Source organism: Arthrobacter sp. TmtSoilC77, from assembly GCF_059739415.1.
This window is the reverse complement of the sequence record NZ_AP046050.1, coordinates 3,220,554-3,243,435: the sequence shown is the minus strand read 5'-3', so window position 1 is coordinate 3,243,435 and position 22,882 is coordinate 3,220,554. Positions and strand designations below refer to the sequence as shown.

General features: G+C 61.2%; 17 protein-coding genes and 2 tRNA genes. 14 read left to right on the top strand and 5 right to left on the bottom strand.

The window, feature by feature from the left end:
- Window positions 1–7: 7 nt before the first annotated feature.
- Window positions 8–1,333 (bottom strand): macrolide 2'-phosphotransferase, encoded by a 1,326-nt coding sequence (locus AC6I99_RS14895; protein WP_497961197.1) that lies wholly within the window; start codon window positions 1,331–1,333, stop codon window positions 8–10.
- Window positions 1,334–1,512: 179 nt separating this feature from the next.
- Between AC6I99_RS14895 and nudC the strand changes: the two genes are divergently transcribed.
- The 3 genes from nudC to AC6I99_RS14880 are packed head-to-tail and all read left to right on the top strand — an operon-like array spanning window position 1,513 to window position 5,254.
- Window positions 1,513–2,502, top strand: a complete 990-nt coding sequence (gene nudC, locus AC6I99_RS14890; protein WP_497961196.1) for an NAD(+) diphosphatase — start codon at window positions 1,513–1,515, stop codon at window positions 2,500–2,502.
- The gene (locus AC6I99_RS14885) at window positions 2,499–4,631 is read left to right on the top strand and encodes an ATP-dependent DNA helicase UvrD2 (protein WP_224164807.1); all 2,133 of its coding nucleotides are present in this window, start codon (window positions 2,499–2,501) and stop codon (window positions 4,629–4,631) included. Before nudC ends, AC6I99_RS14885 begins: the two co-directional genes overlap by 4 nt.
- Window positions 4,631–5,254: a M48 metallopeptidase family protein gene (locus AC6I99_RS14880; RefSeq protein WP_497961195.1), complete on the top strand. Its 624-nt coding sequence runs from the start codon at window positions 4,631–4,633 to the stop codon at window positions 5,252–5,254. Before AC6I99_RS14885 ends, AC6I99_RS14880 begins: the two co-directional genes overlap by 1 nt.
- Window positions 5,255–5,299: 45 nt before the next feature.
- On the opposite strand, the gene AC6I99_RS14875 is transcribed toward AC6I99_RS14880, so the two are convergent.
- A complete protein-coding gene (locus AC6I99_RS14875; RefSeq protein ID WP_497961194.1) occupies window positions 5,300–6,736 on the bottom strand; it encodes a zinc-dependent metalloprotease in 1,437 nt (478 codons plus the stop codon).
- A gap of 211 nt (window positions 6,737–6,947) precedes the next feature.
- Here AC6I99_RS14875 and AC6I99_RS14870 point away from each other — a divergent pair, with 211 nt between their 5' ends.
- From AC6I99_RS14870 to AC6I99_RS14860, 3 genes are all read left to right on the top strand, one after another.
- Window positions 6,948–8,084, top strand: coding sequence for a YlbL family protein (locus tag AC6I99_RS14870; RefSeq protein ID WP_224164800.1), 1,137 nt, complete (start codon window positions 6,948–6,950; stop codon window positions 8,082–8,084).
- Between the two features lie 130 nt (window positions 8,085–8,214).
- The gene (locus AC6I99_RS14865) at window positions 8,215–11,211 is read left to right on the top strand and encodes a UPF0182 family membrane protein (protein ID WP_497961193.1); all 2,997 of its coding nucleotides are present in this window, start codon (window positions 8,215–8,217) and stop codon (window positions 11,209–11,211) included.
- A gap of 203 nt (window positions 11,212–11,414) precedes the next feature.
- A tRNA-Met gene (locus AC6I99_RS14860) sits at window positions 11,415–11,488 on the top strand.
- A 117-nt stretch (window positions 11,489–11,605) separates the two neighbouring features.
- Here AC6I99_RS14860 and AC6I99_RS14855 read toward each other — a convergent pair.
- On the bottom strand, window positions 11,606–11,845 hold the full coding sequence (locus tag AC6I99_RS14855) for a hypothetical protein (RefSeq protein ID WP_497961192.1): 240 nt from the start codon (window positions 11,843–11,845) through the stop codon (window positions 11,606–11,608).
- A 48-nt stretch (window positions 11,846–11,893) separates the two neighbouring features.
- Here AC6I99_RS14855 and AC6I99_RS14850 point away from each other — a divergent pair.
- Window positions 11,894–11,967 (top strand) — tRNA-Met (locus tag AC6I99_RS14850).
- A 150-nt stretch (window positions 11,968–12,117) separates the two neighbouring features.
- Window positions 12,118–12,915 carry a GntR family transcriptional regulator gene (locus AC6I99_RS14845; RefSeq protein WP_224164796.1) on the top strand — a complete coding sequence of 266 codons (798 nt, stop codon included), beginning with the start codon at window positions 12,118–12,120 and terminating at the stop codon, window positions 12,913–12,915.
- 101 nt (window positions 12,916–13,016) lie between these two features.
- Here AC6I99_RS14845 and AC6I99_RS14840 read toward each other — a convergent pair whose 3' ends face one another.
- Together AC6I99_RS14840 and AC6I99_RS14835 are read right to left on the bottom strand one after the other, a co-directional pair.
- Window positions 13,017–13,805: a PspA/IM30 family protein gene (locus AC6I99_RS14840; protein WP_216924066.1), complete on the bottom strand. Its 789-nt coding sequence runs from the start codon at window positions 13,803–13,805 to the stop codon at window positions 13,017–13,019.
- 99 nt (window positions 13,806–13,904) lie between these two features.
- Window positions 13,905–15,953 carry a TPM domain-containing protein gene (locus AC6I99_RS14835; RefSeq protein ID WP_497961191.1) on the bottom strand — a complete coding sequence of 683 codons (2,049 nt, stop codon included), beginning with the start codon at window positions 15,951–15,953 and terminating at the stop codon, window positions 13,905–13,907.
- A 346-nt stretch (window positions 15,954–16,299) separates the two neighbouring features.
- Here AC6I99_RS14835 and AC6I99_RS14830 point away from each other — a divergent pair, with 346 nt between their 5' ends.
- The 6 genes from AC6I99_RS14830 (at window position 16,300) to AC6I99_RS14805 (ending at window position 22,820) form a co-directional block, all read left to right on the top strand.
- Window positions 16,300–17,991, top strand: a complete 1,692-nt coding sequence (locus AC6I99_RS14830) for a S1C family serine protease (protein ID WP_497944776.1) — start codon at window positions 16,300–16,302, stop codon at window positions 17,989–17,991.
- A 254-nt stretch (window positions 17,992–18,245) separates the two neighbouring features.
- Entirely contained in the window at window positions 18,246–19,049 is an 804-nt protein-coding gene (locus tag AC6I99_RS14825) for an electron transfer flavoprotein subunit beta/FixA family protein (RefSeq protein WP_216924063.1), read from the top strand.
- Between the two features lie 12 nt (window positions 19,050–19,061).
- Window positions 19,062–20,015 (top strand): electron transfer flavoprotein subunit alpha/FixB family protein, encoded by a 954-nt coding sequence (locus tag AC6I99_RS14820; protein ID WP_224088130.1) that lies wholly within the window; start codon window positions 19,062–19,064, stop codon window positions 20,013–20,015.
- A 5-nt stretch (window positions 20,016–20,020) separates the two neighbouring features.
- Entirely contained in the window at window positions 20,021–20,800 is a 780-nt protein-coding gene (locus AC6I99_RS14815) for a PIG-L deacetylase family protein (protein WP_224164788.1), read from the top strand.
- Between the two features lie 74 nt (window positions 20,801–20,874).
- Window positions 20,875–21,420 carry a gluconokinase gene (locus AC6I99_RS14810; RefSeq protein ID WP_497961190.1) on the top strand — a complete coding sequence of 182 codons (546 nt, stop codon included), beginning with the start codon at window positions 20,875–20,877 and terminating at the stop codon, window positions 21,418–21,420.
- Window positions 21,417–22,820 carry a GntT/GntP/DsdX family permease gene (locus tag AC6I99_RS14805; RefSeq protein WP_497944778.1) on the top strand — a complete coding sequence of 468 codons (1,404 nt, stop codon included), beginning with the start codon at window positions 21,417–21,419 and terminating at the stop codon, window positions 22,818–22,820. The genes AC6I99_RS14810 and AC6I99_RS14805 overlap by 4 nt, the downstream gene beginning before the upstream one ends.
- The last annotated feature ends 62 nt before the right edge of the window (window positions 22,821–22,882 follow it).

Sequence of the window (22,882 nt, the reverse complement as noted above, 5' to 3'; positions counted from 1 at the left end):
CGCTGGTCTAGGAACGCTCGCCGGCATGCAGCGGTGTCACATTGACAACATTCAAAGCTGCAGTCGACGCGTCATCCTGAGGCCGAGGGGAGGATTCATCCGCCACCTTGTTCGACACCGTTTCAGCATCCGCATCGGATGCTGCTTCCTTGTCAGGCGCCTCGTTGTCAGGTGCTTCCTTGCCAGGCTCCTCGTTGTCAGGTGCTTCGGCGTCAGGCACTCCGGCGCGGGGGGCTTCCTTCGACGATGTGGGAGGTAGGAAAGGCGCCGGGACTGAAGTCCCGGCGTCGGGAATCGCCACGACAGTAACGGCAGGCTGCCGGACGTTATTCGAGTGATTCGCGGCTTCCTGCAGTGCCGCGCCTTCAGCCTCAGCTGCAGCCGCCTGCTCGGCGGCCAGAACGGCCTCGTCATGCCGGGCTTGTTCTTCTATGTCATCCGCAAGGGACTGCAGCATTGATACTGCCTCTGACGTCATGTCGTCGTGCCCAACGGCCATTGCCTTCACCAAATACTGGGCCAACGCGAATTCAGCCAGCAAAGCGGCGCGTCGAAGCAGATGGGCGTCGGGTGTGTCCCGGCGCGCCTCGGTATACCGGCCGAGCACCGCTTCAACGAACGAGGCTTCGTTGGACGCCACCAGCCACGCGAAATCATCTGCGGGATCACCAATGCGGAGGTCGGTCCACCCCGTCAAGGCCGTCACGGTATCGTCCTGGACCATCAGGTTGTCTTCGTGGAGGTCGCCATGAACCACCGAGGGGTTGAACCGCCACAGCGCGACGTCCTCAAGGGCATGTTCCCAGCGGCGCAGCAACGTGGCGGGGATCTTGCCGGTAGTGGCCGCCTGGTCCAATTCGTTGAGCTTGCGCTGCCGAAACTCGTTGGCCGAGTAACTGGGCAGATCTGCATTGTTGACCAGTGCCAGGGGGAGGTCGTGGATGGCGGCAAGGGCGTTGCCAATATCACGGGCCAAAGCCGGACTACCGGCGGATAGCTCGTCAATGGACAACGTGGAACCCTGCAGATGGGCATACACGAATGTTGTGAGGGCGCCCTGCCGGACTGTGCCGGCGATGGTTGGCACATGGAAAGGAAGCTCGGCACGGATGGCGGGCGCGAAGGCCCGAAGTACCATGAATTCCGTTTCGAGGCGGGTACTGGCCTCGGGATGACGCGGCGAACGGACGCGCCAACGCTTGCCTTCCGCATCGAGCAACAACGCCGAATCGAAGTCGGCGTCGTCATCGGGGGAATAGGCTGTAGCCGTCGGTGCCAGTCCGGGCACCGCCGCGGTTGCTACAGCGGCCAGTTCGAGCGGTGTTCTTCTCACGTCTTCCACGGTAGATTGAGTGGCGCCTATGGCCATGATGCAGTGCGGCGAGTCTTCAGATCCGCACGAAAACAAGGCAGAAGTGGATCATCGGTCCCCTCAGCCGCCGGCATTGGCACGATATGCACAAGCGGCCGATCCAAATGTTCTTTGTCGGTGCGAATCAGTACGGTAGATACATGAGTTATGCGGAGTCTCCGGCGCTGGCCAACCACTTGATGGAAACTGTTCTTCCAGTGCGCCCGGCGTTGGTGGACCGAGGCTCCAGTGAGCGCATGAAGCCTGGCATGGTTGAGGACCTCATCGCCTCCGGCAGGGCCAAGGCCATGGTCATTTCCCAACGCAAGGCGCTGGTGAGGAGGGATGGCCTTTGGTTCGGGGATGCTGGTCCACTGTGGGCTGCCCTCGGCGAAGCAAAAGCCGGCGCCCTGACTGCTATCTACCTGGGTACCACCTTGCGACCTTCGTCCGTGGCCGAGGGTACTCCCGTTTTGCTGTTTACTGTTGCTGAGCCGCCCGTGCCCGGGACAGCCCTGATCCCCTCCGTTGCGCAGTGGGCCGGGTTCCGGGAAGTTGCAGAACGCCTCGATGCTACTGACACTGCCTTGTTCATCGAAGCCAGCGCCATCTCCAACTGGCACGCGACCCATACCCATTGCCCGCAGTGCGGCACGCCAACTGATATTGAAACCGGGGGCTGGGTGCGGCGGTGTCCCAAGGACAACTCTGAGCACTATCCGCGTACAGACCCGGCGATCATCGTTACTGTCGTTGGCCCTGACGGCCGGCTCCTGCTGGGTGGCGGCGGGCCTGCCGACGCCAGTAACTACTCCACCCTTGCTGGATTTGTTGAGCCCGGGGAATCGCTTGAGCAGGCTGTTGTCCGCGAAATCGGAGAGGAAGTAGGCGTACGCGTTACTGCCTGCCAGTATCTTGGTTCGCAGTCGTGGCCCTTCCCTGCCTCGCTCATGTTGGGCTTTACGGCAATAACGAACGACGCCGTTGCCCGCCCCGACGGCCTAGAGGTCACCCGCGCGCGGTGGTTCAGCCGTGAAGAGTTGCAGGAGGCTGTGTTGAGTGGCGAGATCACCATCTCCACGCGCCTGTCCATTGCGCGCTCCTTGATTGAGCATTGGTACGGCGGCGTCATCGAAGACCTCCAGCCGTGACAGGAGGAATTTTCGACGTCGGAGGCTCACTTGAGGAGCGGATCCTCAGCGGCCTGGATGATGAGCAACGTGAAGTAGCCAGCACTCTCACTGGCCCTCTTTGCGTACTCGCAGGTGCAGGCACAGGCAAAACCCGCGCCATTACGCACCGCATCGCTTATGGAGTGCATTCGGGGGTGTATTCACCACAGAGGCTGCTGGCCGTGACCTTCACAGCCAGGGCTGCGGCCGAAATGCGGAGCAGGCTTCGGGATCTTGGCGTGGCCAATGTGCAGGCACGGACTTTCCATGCTGCGGCCCTGAGGCAATTGCAGTTCTTCTGGCCGCAGGCGATCGGCGGTACCCTGCCCAGCCTGCTGGACCACAAGGCGAACATGATTGCTGAGGCCTCACGCAGGCTTCGCCTCAGCACTGATCGGGCTTCCATCAGGGACTTGGCTGCAGAAATTGAGTGGGCAAAAGTCTCTATGCTCACACCTGCCAACTACCTGGAGAATGCACAAGGACGCGGGACTCCGGGAGGCTTCGACCTCACGGCTGTGTCCAGGGTGTTCCAGGCGTACGAGGATATTAAGACTGACCGCAACGTCATTGACTTCGAAGACGTCCTGCTTATTACGGTTGGGATCCTCCAGGAGGATCCCAAGGTTGCAGCGACGGTCAGGGAGCAATACCGCCACTTCGTCGTCGACGAGTACCAGGATGTTTCCCCGCTTCAGCAGCGGCTCCTGGATCTCTGGTTGGGTGGTCGTGATGAATTGTGCGTGGTGGGTGATGCGAGCCAGACCATCTACTCCTTTACGGGGGCCTCACCCAAACATCTCTTGAATTTCAAGGCACACTACCCAGGCGCCACCGTCGTCAAGCTCATCCGTGATTACAGGTCCACCCCGCAGGTGGTTAAGCTGGCCAATGAGCTTCTCGGGTCCCGGCGAAGTGGTGGACCGGTTGCCGATGCGGCGTGGGCGCCTCCGCTCAAGCTTGTCGCCCAAAGGCCAGCAGGCCCGGAACCGCGGTTCATGGAATGTCCGGACGACGAAGCGGAGGCGGCGGTCGTTGCCGGCAGAATCCAGGAGCTACTCAACACGGGAGTAAAAGCCAGCGAGATCGCCATACTGTTCCGCACCAACGGGCAATCCGAAGCTTACGAGCAAGCGTTGGCGTCAGCGGGGATCGGTTACCAGCTTCGCGGCGGAGAGAGGTTCTTCGCCCGCAAGGAGGTCCGGGATGCCATCCTGCAGCTGCGTGCGGCGACCAGGGCTGTGGCAGAAGGCGCCCCGGAGCCCCTGGGCCAGATTGTCCGTGACATTGTTGCCTCGCTTGGCTACAGCGAAGCCGCGCCACACAGTGGTGGAGCACTTCGCGAGCGTTGGGAATCCCTGGCCGCGTTGGTGGCCTTGGCTGATGAGTTGTCAGTCAGCCGTGGAGAGTCTTTCACCTTGGCTGAGTTCGTCAACGAGCTCCAGGAACGGTCGGTGGCCCAGCATGCTCCCACAGTTCAGGGTGTGACTCTTGCCTCTCTTCACGCGGCGAAGGGCCTCGAATGGGATGCCGTTTTCCTGGTGGGCCTCAGCGAAGGACTCATGCCTATCTCCTTCGCGGACACCCCGGAGGACGTGGACGAAGAACGCCGGCTGCTCTACGTCGGGATCACCCGTGCGCGTGAGCATTTGAACCTGTCATGGTCCTCCGCGCGTACTCCGGGTGGCCGCGCCAACCGCAAGCCCTCGCGCTTTCTCGATGGACTCCGGCCGGATTCGGTGGCGTCCGCGAACGCCAGGAGCCGGGCAGGTTCCACCCGCCGCAAGGCTGCCGCGCCGGCCTCGTGCAGGGTATGTGGAAGCATGCTTGCCTCCGGAGCCGAGAGGAAGGTGGGTCGGTGCAACCAATGCCCGCCGACATACGAGGAACAGACCTTTGACGCACTGAGGCAGTGGCGGCGCGATGAAGCGCAATCTGCCGATGTTCCCGCCTACGTTGTCTTCACTGATGCCACATTAACCGCAATAGCCGAAGCCCGGCCGGCGTCGCTGGAGGAATTGGCCGGACTGGCGGGGGTAGGGCCCTCCAAACTGGAGCGCTACGGAGAAGCCGTCCTCGCCGTCCTCGCAGAGAGCACCAACCTCTGATGCCGCGCTCAACGGCCGGCCAGGCCGACGTTCCCATGCTCACCGACGACGGTGCTCCAGTAGTTGTCAGGCGCTCAGCCCGGCGCCGGCGGACGGTAGCTGCGTTTTGGGAAGACGGTAATGCCGTTGTCGCGATTCCCGCCAGCTTTACCAAATCACAGGAGCGCGAGTGGGTGCGGCGCATGCTTGCGAAGCTCCAGAGGCAAGGTGAGCGCAGGGCGGGTCAACCAGATCGGCGCAGGCCTGCTACGGACGAGGCACTTGCCCAGCATGCAGCGCACCTTTCGCGGACCTACCTCGGAGGACGGGCGGTTCCGACGTCGGTCCGCTGGGTGACGAACCAGAACTCACGGTGGGGCTCGGCTACTCCAGCGGATGGAACCATCCGGCTTTCGAACAAGCTTCAGGCGATGCCACAGTGGGTGATCGACTACGTGCTCCTGCACGAATTGGCGCATTTGTTGGTAGCGGGGCACAATGCGCAGTTTTGGCACTTGCTGACGGCCTACCCGGAGACACAGCGCGCCAAAGCATTCTTGGAGGGGGTCGCGTTCGCGACCTCCCGTGGGATTAGCGGTGACGCCAATGAATCGGCTGGAACGGGCACGGACGAAACGGAGTAGGGACGAGAATGGTCGCCATGAAATTCATGGCGACCATTGCTGACATTAGGTGGACGGTGACTTCGGATCTGCGCTGCCTGGGTCGGGCCCGCTGTCGTCCTGGGAGTCGTCACCTTCCGATTCGGCGTCCCCGGGCTCATCGTAGCCTCCGCTCAAGAGCTTCTGCAGAGCATCGTCAACCTCGGTGTCGCTGGCCTCGGCAAGCCTGCGGCGTTCGGAGAAGCCCTTGGGATCGTCCAGGTCTTCCCCGGTGGGCAGCAGGTCAGGATGGTGCCAGATGGCATCCCTGCCGGCAATACCGCGTTCTGCTTTCAGTGTTGCCCACAAGGTAGCGGCCTCCCGAAGCCTGCGTGGGCGCAGTTCCAGCCCCACAAGCGATGAGAAGGCATGTTCGGCGGGGCCGCCGGTGGCACGCCGACGACGGACAGTTTCGCGAAGGGCGGTAGCCGAGGGGAGTACCTTGTCCGTGGCTTCAGCAGTGAGTTCATCCACCCATCCCTCCACGAGGGCAAGCGCCGTTTCGAGCTTTTCAAGAGCGGCAGTCTGCACGGGCGTCCGCTCCGGAGTGAAGACGCCCTGGGACAAGGCTTCCTGGATTCCTTCAGGGTTGCCGGGGTCCAGCTCCCGTGCGAGATCCTCGATTCGGGACATGTCAATGTGGATGCCTCGTGCATAGGCTTCAATGGCGCCGAGCAAGTGGCCGCGCAGCCACGGAACCTGCACGAACAACCGGGCGTGGGCTGCCTCGCGGACGGCGAGGAAGAGCCGGACATCGTTTTCGGGGAGGCTGAGACCTTCGCCGAACTTGGCGACGTTGGCCGGGAGCAGGGCCATCTCCAAGTCAGCCAGGGGAACACCGATGTCCGTGGAGCTGACTACCTCGGCCGAGAGCGCGCCAATCGCCTGGCCCAATTGCATCCCGAAAATGGCGCCGCCCATGTTCTGGAGCATTGACGAAGCACCACCCATCATGGACTTCATTTCCTCGGGCATCTGCTGGGTCAAGGCGTTGGACAATGCATTGGCGATGCTGTTGGCAACTGGCTCAGTCAGCCGCTTCCAGGTTCCAAGGGTTGCTTCAACCCATTCCGCACGGGACCACGCACGGCCGATAAGTCCGGTGGCGGAAAGGTCCGTCACAGGATCCAGCCATAGTTCCGCGAGCCGTAGTGCTTCATCGATGTCCCGGGCCTGCTGGGCGTTCACCGATGGATCGCTCCCGGACGCCGCAACGCGCCGTGCGTTCTCATGGGCCAGTTGCCAGTTCACCGGACCCTCGGACGTTGAGCTCATCATGGCCTGGACTTGTGCGAACATTTGCTGCAGGAGCTGGGGATCGTTGGGCAGCCCTGCAGCCTTGGCCAGTTCGGCGGGATCGATGTTGCCCATGCCCTGGCCGCCCATCAGGTTCTGCAGCATTTCCGCCAGCGGGTCCTTGGGCGTCTCATCGTCATCTGACGGGTGGTTGGGATTGGAAGTCATGGTGCCGCCGATCGTCGAACTGGCTGGTGATCACTTTCACCGTACCGCGCGGTGGGAAGGCTGTCTGCCTGTGTGCGGCGCCGTTCGCTGTAGGCAAAGCATCCCCACAACGCCCGACCGCGTAATGTGGATGTTTGGTATGTGCCCGTCGCCGCGGCCAGCGGCAGGAGCCAAAATGCCGGTCGCACAGTACCGGTAAAGAGAGGCCTCAATGCTTACTTCGCCCAGCCCCGAGGGCTCGCTCGATCCGCGTCAAACGCCCGACGCCGATTCCTCCCCTGAATCTCCGGAACCTGCCGGCAGCGGCCGGTACATGATCATGGTGGTCTCGGGCCTGCTGGCACTGGGACTTGGGATCGGGGCGGCTGCTTTGCCGGTTCCCTACGTAGTTGAGTCTGCCGGACCGACCTTTAACACGTTGGGGCAGGATGGGGACAAACCGGTCATCAGCATTTCGGGACATGAGTCCTTCCCAGCCAAGGGAAACCTGGACCTGACCACGGTGGTGATGGCGGGCGGGCCGAAGACTCCTGCAACAATTTTCGAAGTCTTCCGGGCCTGGTTGGACAAATCCAAAGCCGTTTATCCCGAGGAACTGATCTACCCCAAAGGCACCACAGCTGAAGAGACGGTCCAGCAAGGCGAAATTGCCATGGAGACTTCACAGGAAAACGCTGTTGCCGCAGCACTGCGGCAATTGGATATCCCCTTTGAACAGAGGCTCAAGGTGGCCGGCCTCTCGGATCCGTCTCCTTCCGTGGGGAAACTTCAGGAAGGAGACCGGCTGACCTCCATTAACGGAAAGCCGATCTCCTCCCTCAGCATGGTCCAGGCTGAACTGGCAGCCGGAAACGGCGCCCCGGCGGTCCTCGTCGTGGACAGGAACGGTTCTGCAGTCACGGAAACGATAACGCCCACCAGGAATCCCGCTGGCCGCTACGTCCTGGGCATCCTCCTGGGTAGCGACTTCACGTTCCCGTTTGAAGTGAAAATTTCCTTGGACAACGTGGGGGGTCCAAGCGCCGGAATGATGTTTGCCCTGGGCATCGTGGACAATCTCACGCCAGGGGACCTCACTGGAGGAAAGCACGTGGCAGGGACCGGAACCATCACCGCTGATGGAACAGTGGGAGCCATCGGCGGCATTGCGCAGAAGATGATTGGAGCGCGGCAGCATGGAGCCACCATGTTCCTTGCGCCGGCCGCGAATTGCGCCGACGTCGTAGGGCACATTCCTGATGGCCTGCAGGTGGTGAAGGTGGAAACCTTGGCCGATGCCACCGCAGCAGTGGAACGACTCGGTTCAGGACAGGACACGGCGGGCCTTCCCACCTGCACCAACAACTAGACTGGCGGTGGAACTTAGCTCCACCGCCACTCGTGGCATATATGACGGACTCCGCCATCGCCCAGGGGCAGAGATCGTTGAACACACGCACACCGACTTTTAACTGACGACCACCAATGAGGTACAGAGTTTGTCCCGTCCCGCCAGCTCCAACCCGCCCGGAAGATCGCCGCTGAGACGAGGTGCCCTGACTCCGACGCTCATCGTCGTGGCAGTGGCCGTCGTTGGATTCATTTTCTTCGCCAATGTGTGGACAGACGTCCTCTGGTACCAGCAGCTCGGCTTCTTCGAAGTTTATGTCCGCGAGAACCTCGCCCGGATCGTCACGTTCCTGGTCGGTTTCGCCATGATGTTCACTGCCGTCTACTTCGCCATCAGGATCGCGTACCACGCCAGGCCGGTCTACGCTCCGGATGCTGAGTCACGTGACAACCTCAACCGCTACCAGGCCCAGCTTGAGCCTGTCCGCAGAGTCGTCATGGTCGGCCTGCCGATCCTGTTCGGGCTCTTTGCCGGCAGCGCAGCGGCAAGCCAGTGGCAGAAGGTTCTCCTCTTCTTCAACCAAGAGCCCTTCGGCCAAGCGGATCCGTTGTTCAATCTCGACATCAGCTTCTACTTGATGTCGCTCCCGTTCCTTGGCTTTGTTACCGGATTCCTCATCAGCATTGCGGTAGTGGCTGGCATTGCCGGCATCCTCACGCATTACTTGTACGGAAGCATCCGGCTCATGGAGCGTGGTGTTTTCACCAGCCGGGCCGCCCAGATCCACATTGCCGTAACAGGTGCATTCTTCCTGCTGCTGCTTGGCGTGAATTTCTGGCTGGACAGGTACTCCACTGTGCAGAGCTCATCCGGACGGTGGGCAGGTGCACTGTATACAGACGTCAATGCCGTTGTGCCCACCAAGGCCATCCTGGCGGTTGCCGCGGGCTTGGTTGCGATTCTCTTTATCATCGCTGCGGTTATTGGCCGCTGGCGCCTGCCGGTAATCGGTACCGCGATGTTGATCATCACGGCCATCCTGGCGGGTGGCGTCTACCCATGGGTTATCCAGCAATTCCAGGTGCGTCCCTCGGAGAACACCCTGGAAAGGGAGTTTATTGACCGCAATATCAAGATGACCCGGGCAGCCTACGGCCTGGACAAGATTGATGTGTCCGCCTATAACGCCACAACAACGGCTACGAGCGGAGCTTTGGCAAAGGACGCCCAGACTGCGGCCAACATCCGCCTGCTGGATCCGAACCTCATCTCCTCGGCGTTCGCCCAGCTTGAGCAGTACCGTCCGTACTACCAGTTCCCCCAGACACTGAATGTGGACCGCTACACCGTGGATGGCAAAGTGCAGGACACCGTCATCGCTGTTCGCGAACTGAACCCGGACGGCCTGAGCGCAAACCAGCAGACCTGGGTCAACCGACACATCGTTTATACGCACGGTTACGGTGTTGTCGCAGCGAAGGGCAACAAGTTCACGGTTGATGGCAAGCCGGATTTCCTGCAATCAGGAATTCCATCCAACGGCGTTCTCGGCAATGACACCACGTACGAACCTCGCATCTACTTCGGCGAGAACTCTCCTGAATATTCGATTGTTGGCGCTCCCGAGGGTGCCCAGCACCGCGAGCAGGACCGCCCGGCTGGTCGCGAAGGCGGGGGAGAAACCCAATACACCTTCACCGGCAACGGCGGACCCATCGTAGGCAACTGGCTCAACCGCATTCTGTACTCCATCAAGTTCCAGTCCTCGGACTTGTTGCTTTCGGACGGCGTGAACGAGAAATCCCAGATTCTCTACGACCGCAATCCCCGCGAACGGGTTGAGAAGCTTGCTCCCTACCTGACCGTGGATGGCAACGCGTATCCGGCCGTCGTCGATGGTCGCGTGAAGTGGATCGTTGACGGTTACACCACTAGCCAATACTTCCCGTACTCCCAGCCCCAGCAGTTGCAGAACGCGACCGTTGATTCGCAGACCAGTGCGGGCCGGACGGTGACACTGCCCAACAGCTCCGTGAACTACATCCGCAACTCGGTCAAGGCCACTGTCGACGCATACGACGGCTCGGTCACGCTCTATGCCTGGGACGACCATGATCCTCTCCTGAAGGCTTGGCAGAAGGTGTTCCCCACCACGATCAAGTCCTACACGGAGATGTCCGGCGACCTCATGAGCCACGTCCGCTACCCCGAGGACCTTTTCAAGGTCCAGCGCGAACTCCTTGGCCGCTACCACGTCACCAACCCTGACAGCTTCTACCAAAACAATGATGCGTGGAGTGTTCCGAATGACCCCACAGTCTCGGAAGCCGTCAAGCAGCCGCCGTTTTACATGTCCCTGCAGATGCCTGACCAGGACAAGCCTGCTTTCCAGTTGACGTCATCCTTCATTCCGCAAACAGTCAACGGCAACGCAAGGAACATCCTGTACGGATTCCTGGCCGCCGATTCGGATGCCGGGAACGTCAAGGGAGTTAAGGCTGACAGCTACGGCAAGCTAAGACTGTTGCAACTTCCTACGGATACCCAGGTTCCTGGCCCAGGACAGGCGCAGAACAAGTTCAACTCGGATCCCACCGTGTCCCAGGCGCTTAACTTGCTGCGTCAGGGCGCATCAGACGTCTTGAACGGAAACCTGCTGACCCTGCCCGTGGGTGGCGGCCTACTTTACGTCCAGCCCGTCTACCTGAAGTCAACAGGCGAGACCTCTTATCCCACCTTGCAGCGGGTCCTCGTGGCCTTCGGTGACAAGATCGGCTTTGCAGCTACCTTGGATGAGGCTCTGGACCAGTTGTTCGGTGGTAACTCCGGTGCGAAGGCTGGTGACTTCCAGAACAATGGCCAGACGCCCGCAACGCCGCCCGGTACCACAACGCCTCCTGCGGGCCCGACTGACGCCAAGGCTGATCTCAAGGCGGCTCTGGACGAGGCCAACAAGGCAATCCAGGATGGCCAGGCAGCTCTGGCAAAGGGAGACTTTGCCGGTTATGGCCAGCAGCAGACCAGGCTTTCCGAGGCACTCAAGAGGGCCATCGACGCCGAGACCCGCCTGGGCATAACGCCGGAACCGACAGCGACGCCGAGTGCTACACCAAGCGCTACGCCGTCGCCGTCACCGAGCAGCTAGTAGCCGGTGAAAGGTTGACGCCGCGTGACTAGAAGGGCCGTTGTCCTCTCCTCCTGGAGCGGGCAACGGCCCTTTTGGTTTACAAAATGGTTGGGGAAGCGCTCTTCCGGAAATTCGATTGAGCGATATTGACCGGGGGAGATGCACATCACGTCGTCAGGATTTGGTCTGCCATTCACCGGACGGTAATGTTGTTCTTGCGACGCGGGGTGGAGCAGTTCGGTAGCTCGCTGGGCTCATAACCCAGAGGTCACAGGTTCAAATCCTGTCCCCGCAACTGGAGAAAAGATCCGGATCAGTATTCACTGGTCCGGATCTTTTGTTTTCCCGGGTCTTAGGGTTATGGGACAAAACGTGGGGTTATAGGACAAAACGTGTGTAAATCCCGGGTGTGTCATGTGCGTCCGGCCCAGCCTTTGCGGTGCTCTTCGCTCATGCCCCGGTGGGCCCGCAGCAGTAACCGAAGTTGGGCGTCGGTGCCGCCTTCCATGCGCTTGGTGGTCGAGGCGATCTGAAGGCCGGCGAACTCGGCGCCCAGGTAGCTGAACAGTGTCCCCCATACACACGTTTGTCCTATGACCCCGGATCTTAGGTGGCCAACCCTCCAGCCCGTGATCTGCACCACCTTCACCACGTGATGGTCATAAGCACCCTGCCTGGTGCGGTAGAGTTGTTCTTGCGACGCGGGGTGGAGCAGTTCGGTAGCTCGCTGGGCTCATAACCCAGAGGTCACAGGTTCAAATCCTGTCCCCGCAACTGGAGAAAGGTCCGGATCAGTTTTCACTGATCCGGACCTTTTTGTTTTCATGCTGCGCCAGGCGCCCGCGGTGCCGGTGCTGGCGTCCAGCGCCGGTGCTAGCATCAAATCCGGAATGGCTGCGTGCGGGGAATGAATGGAAAGGCCGGATGGTCAAGGAAGACTTCAGCCAGGACCTGGATCGACAGGCCCTGCAAAGGAACAGCCCCGTAGCGGTGTACCAGCAGGTTGCAGACGTCCTGACTGATCAAGTCAGCCGGTTGGAACCGGGCGCACGGATCCCGACCGAGGAATCGTTGATGGATGAGTACGGGATCAGTCGTACTACGGTCCGCAAAGCAATAGAAACCCTTGTTGTGAAGGGGTTGCTTGTTCGCCGGCAGGGCAAGGGTACTTTCGTCATGGCGCAGCGTCCGGTCCGGATGCTGAACCGCTTGGCGCCCTTCATGGAGACGTTCACAGCAGCAGGAATGAAGACTGTCAAAGGCCTGATTGAATACAAATGGATGGAGAAGGACAGGTCCGTGCCAGCCAAGCTGGTGTCCGATGACAATCTCGTCCTGGTGATCCGTCGCTCCTATTCAAGCGGCGGATGGCCCTATGCCATTGCGGAAATCTTTATCCCTTCCCACATCGGCCGTCACATCAGCCTCGCGGATGCTGAGCGCAATTCCATTTACCAGGTGATCCAGGACAGGACGTCCAAGCCTCTCCAGCGGGCCGAAATCACGGTCACGATGCACGCCCCACCGGAGCACCTTGCCGATGCCTTGAATGTCCGTGAATTTCCCATGGTCCCGCGCTTGGAGCGGACCACTTTGGGGCCGCACGGTGAAGTCCTTGAATGCACGGTGACTTATTTCCACCCCAAGGGTTTCGAAATCCGTGCTGAAGTGGCCACGGACGTTGGTCCTGGCCAGGACCCTTTGGAGTCTTCCCTGCTCTAGGCATGGTTGGCGACAGAAGCAGAATGGCCGGACCCTGGAAGAGGGATCCGGCCATTTGCATGGTTCAGGTGCACATCAGAGAGCCGTAAGGCCCTACATAGCTAGAGCTTGTCGAAGTCGGTTTCGTCGATCGTTGCACCGCTGGAGGCCGGGGCCCCGGCCCCGATGGCAGGCTTGCTGCCTCCGGACTTCAAGGCCGCCAGGCGGGCCTCAATTTCGGTCTGCTCTCCGAGGTCTTCCAGCTGATTGAACTGGGCATCCAAGCTGGATGCGGCAAGTTCCTGTTGGCCCAGGACCTTGGCTTCCTCCCGGCGAATCTTCTCTTCGAAACGGCCAACTTCACTGGTTGGGTCCATGATGTCAATGCTCTTCAAAGCATCGTGTACCTGCGACTGCGCAGCTGCGGTCTTGGAGCGGGCTACGAGTTCGTTGCGCTTCGCCGTGAGCTGGTTGAGCTTGTTCTTCATCTGGTCAAGCCCACTCTTGAGCTTGTCCACAACCTCGGTCTGGGACGCAATGCTGGGCTCCGCGGCCCTGGCTTCCGACTCTGCCGTCATCTGGCGCTGGATGGCAACCTTGGCCAGGTTGTCGAACTTCGTGGCATCCTCGGTATCACCGGCAGCCCGGTACTCGTCGGCCTTGCGCGACGCGGCAAGGGCTTTGTTGCCCCAGTCCTGGGCGTTCTTGACGTCTTCGTTGTAGTCGGCCTGCAGCATGCGGAGGTTTCCGATGGTCTGAGCCACTGCCGACTCGGCCTCAGCGATGTTGTTCGTGTAGTCGCGGACCATCTGGTCCAGCATCTTCTGCGGGTCTTCAGCCTGGTCCAGCAAAGCGTTGATATTTGCTTTGGCGAGCTGCGAGATCCGGCCGAAAATGGACTGCTTAACCATGGTGTTGCCTTTCGTCCTGCTCAGTGGAACCCACTGAAATCAGTGATCAGTTGTTGTACCGCTCCTAGATGGGGCATGGACCCCAGCTAAGGTGTGGGGCTAGAAACTGCCGGAGTCGCCGCCGCCGAAATCACCTCCGCCGCCACCCCAGTCGCCGCCGCCGGAGTCGCCACCGAAGAATCCGCCGCCACCGCCGTCGCTGTGGCCGCCGCCCCAACCGCCGCCTCCGCTGTTGAAGATGGAGTTGATCAGGATACCGCCGAGGATTGCGCCTCCAAGGCCGCCACCTCCGCCGCCGCCTCCGAACATTCCACCGCGGCCGTAGCCTTGATCGGCATAACCGAAGTGGTCGACGTCGGCCTGCGCCAGCTGGGCTGCCTGTGCAGCGAGTGAGTGGGCCTGCTGGGCGTAGGTCAACGCCGTTACAGGGTCATTGCGCGAGATCGACAAAGCGTAGTCGAGATTGCGCTGGGCTTCTGCGAGCCTGGTGCGGGCCTCAGTCCCAACGCCGCCACGACGTGCCGTGATGTAGTCCGAGGTCGCGCTGATCTGGGCCTGCGCCGCCATGATGGTCTGCTGCAAGGACGCTTGCGCGCGGCGGGCCTGTTCCTGCTGGTCCCGGATGCCGGACAGGGACTGATCCAGCGCTTGGTGCGCTGTTTCTACGCGCGTCAGGGTGGCAATGGGGTCGATCTTTCCACCTTGGATCTCCGTCTTGACTTGGGCCAGCGCCGCTTCCACGCCAGCTACGGGCCCTGCTAGTTCAGGATGTTCACCTGACTGGATCATGGCCCTGGCCTGCGCGAGGTCCTGGCTGGTTTCGGCGACCGCGCTTTCCAAGGAGGCACGGGCCTCGTCAAGGCTGCCCGCCGTCTTGGAGATCGCGTCGATAAGGACGTTCGTCTGGTGCAGGCTCTCTTCGGCAGCGCGAACCGCTACGGCGGCCAGGCTGTTTTCTCCCGCAGCCAGTTTTTCCTGGGCGGTAGTGGCTGCATTCTGAACGAACGCCAGGCGTTCCTTCGCCTGCAGGATGTTGTCGGAGACCTGCGTCAACGCAGACTCGGCGTACTTGCTGCGAAGGCTTTCAAGGGATTGCTCTGCAGTGGCGATCCTGGAGTCGGCCTCCCGGGCACCTGCCGTGACGGTGGCCAGGGCCTGCGGGGCCTTCTTCTCGAGCTCGCGAAGGGAGTCGAAGTCTGCCTTCTGGTCACGCAGTGATGCTAGGGCCGCCTCGGAACGGCGAATAATCTCTCCGAGCCACGTCCGCTGTTGTTCCTCGGTGTCCGGAATATGGTCGTCCAGTTGCTGTTGCAGCTTGAACGATTCGGTCATGTGGGCCTTGGCTTCCTGAAGAGCCTTGGTGAAGTTGCCGATCGCCGAATCACCGTACTGGGCCTGGGCGAATCCGAGTTCCTGTTCGCTGGATTTAATGGCGTCATCGGCCTCGATAAGCAACGAGCCGCTCTTCTGGCGCAGCTCCGGAATGCTCAGCCCTGCCAGTGGGTCAAGCTCTTCTCCTTGGGGGCCGTAGCTGGCGCTGGATGCCTGGCCGGTCTTCTTGCGGCGATTTCGCAGGTAGAGGTAGGTGGCTGCGCCGCCTGCTGCCACTACGCCCACACCGACGAGGACTCCGACACTGCCATTACCGCTCGGCACGGTACCGCTGCCGCCACCGGCGGCGTCCCCAATTGCTGCGGCTGTGTCAATTGCTGCCTGGGCGTAGTCCTTCTTGCCGCCGCCCAGGTTGGCAGCCACGGCGTTTTGGGCTATAGCGCCCTGCTTCGAGTAGATGGGGCTACCTGAGTTGAGCGCGAAGTTGTACTGGCCAGCCGTGGAAATCGCAAGGATCGCATCAGGCTTGCCCATGCCCTTGGCTTTGGCTACCGCTGCGGTCCACGCCTTGGGATCTGACGGATTCTCGAAGGAGTTCACCGTAACCACGTACAGGTTGTATTTGTGGTCCTTGAGTGTTTTCTGGATGGCTTCCTGAACTTCGCCCTTGCGGCTGCCCAGGACATTGGCATCATCCACGATGTTTTGGCCGGACGGTATGGTCACCGGATCTGCTGCCCAGGCGGCGCCGGCCGGGAGGGCCAACATTCCAGCCACGCCAATCACGGCGAGTACACGTTTCACTATTGACCGCATGTGCAACCCTTCAGCACGTCTGCGACTGGAACAAGGCGAACCAATCGTCACAGAATGCTCAGCGCCCCCACGCATGGTTTGTAAAGCCGCAGGTCGCTGTGGCAATTCCACTTGATTCTATGGTGCACCCCATACCCCGTCCACAGCGTTGAATATGCCACCAGCGAAACATAGGAGAAACCCGCAATGCCCGCGCGTTGAGGCTCTGTGTATCAGCCCTCGCTGTCCTTTACCCGGGGTCCTGTGCCGCACTGAAACGGGCTTTCAGGAAGCTCCCAGCGAACGTCCGATTTTGTTCCAGTAATAAGGGCCATAGTTATGGGAGACAAGGATGAAAGGAAGTCCCATGACGGAGAACCCAGCGCAGGGCACCGCACCAGAGAACCGTGATCCGTCCGAGCCCCGGGATCCCGCTGAAAGCTCTGACGCCGCCCCAACCCGGCAGCAGCCAACCCATCAGCAGCCAACCCAGCACTCTGCCTGGAATTCCGGGCAGGAAACCGGTACGCATGCAACAACTCCGCTGCCGGCCTTCCAGCCTCCTGCCCAATCGGCGCCTCACACCAATGGCAGTCCAGGCAATGCCAACACAGGGGCACACGCCAACACAGGCCAGCCAAACACAGGGGCACAGACCAACGCAGGCCAGCCACACACAGGCCAGCCACAGTACTACGGCGGCCCTCAGCCCCACGAATCCGGGCACCGCCCCAACTACCCGCAGCACCAGCCGTTTTACGGCGGGGGGACCAACCCCGGAAACCACGCGCCCGGAAACCCCGCTCCCGGGCAGGGCTTCCACAGCGCACCTGGCCAGCAGTCCCCGGTAGGCACCAAGCGCAAGCCGGCGTTCGGTATTGGGACGCTGCTTGCCAGCATCCTCGCCGCCGGCCTGGTAGGTGGCGGCGTGGTGGCGGGCAGCAACATGCTTTTGGACAACCCGGCACCGGCGGCTTCAACTGGCGGGCAGTCGAGCACGGTGATCGTCAACAACAAGGATGACGTTAACGTCATCACAGCAGCGGCAGCCAAGGCGTCGCCGAGCGTCGTCACCATCAAAGCGACGGCCGGTAACGAAGGCGGAACGGGCTCCGGCATCATTATCGATGACCAGGGCCACATCCTGACCAATACGCACGTGGTGACCCTGGATGGTGCAACGTCCAATGCCGCCATCGAGGTCCGCACCAGTGATGGGAAAGTCCTGAAAGCCAAGGTCGTTGGAACCGATCCGCTATCGGACCTTGCGGTCATCAAAGTCGACGACACGTCCGGCTTGGTACCTGCCACGCTCGGTGACTCTTCGAAGATCAATGTGGGGGACACCGCCGTCGCGATCGGTTCGCCGCTTGGCCTGACTGGCACGGTGACGGACGGTATTGTCTCGACGCTCAACCGCACTATCAGCGTCGCCTCCTCTGCTGCGCCGAAGGAAGGCACTGACGATTCGCAGGGCGGCGACCAGGGCTTCCAGTTCGCCCCTCCGGGCGGTGGCCAGGGCCAGCCGACTGCGAATGAGGGCTCGATCTCGATCAACGTGATCCAGACTGACGCCGCGATCAACCCGGGCAACTCCGGTGGTGCGCTGGTGAACAGCAAGGGCGAGATCATCGGCGTCAATGTCGCCATCGCGTCTGCGGGCAGTGGCACATCGGATTCCTCAACCGGCAACATCGGTGTGGGCTTCAGCATCCCGATCAACCATGCCAAGCGCGTTGCACAGGAAATCATCGATACCGGCAAGGCGAGCCACGGCCAGTTTGGTGTCTCTGTGCGGTCGAAGTCGTCCACGGGCAGCGATTCAGGGTTCTCGGTTGGCGCGGAGGTGGCTTCAGTGACCTCGGGTTCGGCCGCGGCGAAGGCAGGCATCAAGGTTGGCGACGTCGTCACCAAGTTCGGTGACTACCAGGTGACTGACCCCAACCAGTTGACCGCGGCGGTCCGCGAACAGCCCGCTGGCGCCAAGGTCAAGGTAACTATCCAGCGCAACGGCCAGTCCCAGGAAGTGGAAGTCACTTTGGACGCTGCACAGCAGTAACGACCCAACGGCAGTAACCTGCACAAAGGAGACGACGGCGGGCGGCACCTCAGCGGTGTGGCCCGCCGTCGGTCTGTGCCCGCAGTTGCCGTAGCGGATGAAACAGGCGTTAACGCACAATCGTTTTTCTGCGGGTTTCTGCGGGCAATATGCTTAGCTAGGGGAAGCCCACACGCTGGGCAATTCACGGCCACGCTCCTGCGGTTGGCCGTCCACAAGCATGGAAGGCTGCTTCGAAGACAGTGGAAGAGACATTGAAGATTGTCGTTCTGGTCAAGCACGTCCCGGACGCGCAGTTCGACCGGCACATCACCGGACCCGGCAACACAACTGACCGTGATGAGAGCATCTTGTCCGAACTTGACGAGTACGCACTTGAGGCAGCACTGCAGCTGGCTGAAGAGCGTGGCGGGGCCAAAGCCGGCAACGAGGTCATTGCCCTCAGCATGGGGCCCTCCGGTGCGGTAAACGCAGTCAAGAAGTCGTTGCAGATTGGCGCCTATTCCGGGGTCCACCTCAGCGATGACGCGCTGGCTGGTTCGGACGCCGCGGCCACGTCGTTGGCGCTTGCAGCCACCATCCGCCATCTCTCCGCAGATGGACGCCCGGTGGACCTGGTTCTGACCGGCATGGCTTCCACGGACGGCGAGACCTCTCTCATCCCGGCTCAGCTGGCCGAGCGGTTGTCGCTCCCGCAGCTTACGTTTGCCTCAAGCCTGGAGGTTAACGGCGGAACCGTGGTGGCGCGTCGGGATGCCGGCTCCCACTCGGAAACCGTGGAAGCGCAGCTCCCGGCGCTGGTCTCGGTCACAGATCAGATCAATGAACCGAGATACCCCAATTTCAAGGGAATCCTGGCAGCGAAGAAGAAGAAGATTGCCTCGTTGTCGCTTGCCGATATCGGTGTCGATCCTTCCGAGGTAGGCCAGGCAGGCTCGTGGACGGTTGTGGAGTCTGCAGCTGCCCGCCCGCCCAGGACCGCAGGTACGATCATCACCGACGAGGGCGACGCCGGCATCAAGCTCGTCGACTTCCTGGCCGCACAGAAGCTGCTCTAAAGGACTCCAACCATGGCAAATGCACTTGTTTTCATTGACAATCCCGGGGCTGCGCTCAAGAAGAGCAGTTTGGAGCTCCTGACCCTTGCGCGGAAGCTGGGGGAGACCGCCGTCGCGATCAACGGTGAATTAACCGACGACGTCGCAGCTACCTTGGGTGCCTATGGCGTGGCGACGATCTTCCAGCCCTCTGCGGATGACCTGGACGACTACCTGGTTGCGGCTAAGGCCGGGTACCTCGCGGCGGCAGTGGCGGCTTCAGGAGCAACAGCTGTCCTGGTCGAAAACTCGCCGGAGGGCAAAGAGATCGCGGGACGACTCGGCATTAAGCTGAACGCCGGAGTCATCACCGACGTCGTTGGTGTGGATGCGGATGGCACCGCCCACAAGTCGGTTCTCGCGGGTTCCTACAACACCACGGCGAAGGCTACTACTCCGGTGTCGGTCTTTTCCGTAAAAGCGAACATCGTGGAACCAGAGCCGGCAGGCGCAGCCGCAGCTCCCGCGACAGCCAAGGTTGAGGTTCCTGCAGATGCTGCAGCGAATGCGGCCCGGATCTCCTCGCGCACGGTGAAGCCCGCCAGTGGCCGGCCTGACCTCAGCGAGGCCAGGATCGTTGTGGCCGGCGGGCGGGGGGTCGATGGCGACTTTGGCCCGTTGGAAGAACTCGCCGATGCCCTTGGTGCTGCGGTTGGCGCTTCGCGGGCAGCAACCGATGCTGGGTGGATTGGCCACGACGCCCAAGTGGGCCAAACCGGTGTGACTGTGTCTCCGCAGCTGTATATTTCGGCAGGCATCTCAGGAGCAATCCAGCAAAAGGCTGGAATGCAGACGTCCAAGGTCATTGTGGCGATCAACAAGGATGCAGAGTCTCCTGTCTTTGAGATCGCGGACTTCGGCATCATCGGTGATCTTTTCAAAGTTGTGCCGCAGGCAACAGCTGAGATCAAAAAGCGGAAAGGCTGATCCCTTTGACTTCTGGCGTTTCGTCAGCAAAGAGCCCGTTCAACACCTCCACGGAGCGTGTTGAGCGGGTGCTTTGTTTTACTGCCCATCCTGACGACATCGACTTCGGAGCCGCAGGAACCATAGCTGCCTGGACTGCCGCCGGCGTACAGGTCACCTACTGCATCATGACTGATGGCGACGCCGGCGGATTTGATCCCGTTGACCGGGAACGCATTATCGAACTCCGTGCCACGGAACAGCAACGGGCGGCAGAGTTGGTGGGAGTCAAAGACATCCGGTACCTGCACGAACACGATGGCTACCTTGAGCCGACACACAACGTCATCAAGCAGGTTGTGAAGCTCATCCGGGAAATCCGCCCGGACATCGTGTTGACCATGCACCCGGAACGGAACTGGGACCGCCTTCAGAAGAGTCACCCCGATCACCTCGCAGCCGGGGAGGCCGTAACCAGGGCGGTTTATCCCGCCGTGGAGAATCCCTTTGCCTACCCTGAGTTGGCTGAGGCCGGACTTATGGCTTACAAGCTTCCCTGGCTCTGGTTTATCTCCAGTCCAGAGGACCGTGAGAACCATTTCGTGGACGTCACCAAGCATGTTGATGCCAAGCTCGATGCGATCCGCATCCACGCGAGCCAGCACCCGGACATCGAGGGGATGGAGCGCGTGGTCCGTGGCATGTTGATGGCCAACGGTGCCCGTGCAGGGCTTCCTGCCGGGGCAAGCGCCGAGAGTTTCCACGTAGTGTCCGTCAACGGATCCAGTACTATCGCCGGCTTTTGACATTGCCGATATGTAACCCGTGTCATATGCTGGACCTCGGTTAAATCATATTTATTCGAGGAAGGCAGACTTTGATGGCGAAGACTGCACAGCAACCCGTGCTGGTGATTATGGGAGTCTCCGGTTCGGGCAAGTCGACTGTAGCCGGCGTACTGGCCGGCAAGCTTGGATGGGATCTCGCCGAAGGCGACGATCTCCATCCGGAAGCGAATGTGGCCAAGATGCACTCGGGCCAGGCCCTCAGCGATGAGGACCGGTGGCCTTGGCTTGGCATTATTGCCCAGTGGATCCGGGAACACACAGATGCCGGTACGCCGGCCATCATCACGTGCTCGGCATTGAAGAAGAAGTACCGCGACGTGCTCCGGGGCGAAGGGGTTGTCTTCGTTTTCCTGCAAGGGAGCAAAGACAGGATCTCGGACCGGCTCGCGTCGCGGCACGGCCACTTCATGCCGCCCTCGCTCCTGGAGTCCCAGTTCGAAGCACTTGAGGAACCCACGGAAGACGAGAACTACATCTCGCTGTGTGTTTCGGCCTCGCCCGCTGAGGAGGCGGACGAGGTCATCGAACGGCTCGGCTTGCGTCCCCTGGGCGCCGGTTCCGAAACGGCAGCCTCATGATCGCGCTGGAAACGGCCACACAGGTGCAGGAATGGTCCGGGCACGACACCCAGCTTCTTGTGGTGGCAGCGTTGGGTATTGCGCTGATCGTGGTTCTGATCGCAAAGCTGAAACTCCACCCATTCCTGGCCCTGGTGCTGGGCTCGGCGTTTGTTGGGCTTGCCTCGGGTGTGGAGCTGGGCAAAGTCATTACCAACTTCGAAGACGGGGTTGGGGGAGTCCTCAAGGAAGTCGGTCTCCTCATTGCCTTGGGCGCCATGCTTGGCAAATTGCTTGCCGACTCGGGCGGGGCCAACCGGGTAGTGGACACCTTGTTGGCGAAGGCCACCGGCAACAAGATCGTCTGGATGATCACGCTTGTGGCTGTGATCATTGGGCTGCCGATGTTCTTCGAAATCGGGCTGGTGCTCCTGCTGCCGGTGATTGTCCTTGTGACGCAGAGATCCGGGATGAAGCTCATGCGGATAGCCATACCGGCCTTGGCGGGGCTTTCCGTTCTCCATGGCTTGGTGCCCCCGCACCCCGGACCCCTGATCGCCATCAGCGCCGTAAAGGCTGAATTGGGCACAACACTGGGCCTGGGTATCCTTGTCGCCATTCCCACGGTCATTATTTGTGGCCCGCTCTTCTCGCGGCTGGCCGCACGTTGGGTTCCGGTGGAGGCTCCCGCCGTGGCGGGTGGCATCGACACCAAGCACCGCGCAGACCTTAGTGATGTCAAGCGCCAGCCCTCGTTCCTGGTGACGCTGCTGACCATCATCTTCCCTGTGGTCCTCATGCTGCTCAAGGCATTGGGCGACATCATCTGGCCGGACGCAGCAACCGCTCCGATGATCCGGATCTTCTTCGATTTCGTGGGCCAGCCCCTGGTCGCCATGACGTTGGCGGTACTGGCCGCCATTGTGACGTTTGGATACGCGGTGGGATTCACGGGCAGCAAGATCACCGCCAAGCTGGGCGACAGCCTGGGCCCCATCGCCGCAATCCTTTTGATCGTCGGAGCTGGCGGTGGCTTCAAGCAGACGCTGATTGGTGCCGGCGTGGGTGACGCCGTCAAGAAGTGGGCAGAAGGCGCCAACATGTCTGTCCTCGTGCTGGGCTTCATCGTGGCGGTAGCGCTCCGCCTCGCCACGGGTTCGGCGACCGTTGCAACCGTGACTGCTGCGGGCATCGTCGCGCCGCTGGCCAGCAGTTTGACCCCCACCCATGCGGCTCTGCTCGCCTTGGCAATCGGAGCAGGCTCATTGTTCCTCTCGCACGTGAATGATGCGGGATTCTGGCTGGTCAAGGAGCTCTTCGGGCTGACGGTGGGCCAGACGTTCAAGACGTGGTCCGTCATGGAGACGCTGATCTCCGTGGTTGGCTTCGGGTTCGTGATGCTCTTGTCGCTGGTTTTGTAGCTGCGACTCACCTGAAAGCAAGAACGACGGCGGCCGGCCCACCTTGGTGGGACGGCCGCCGT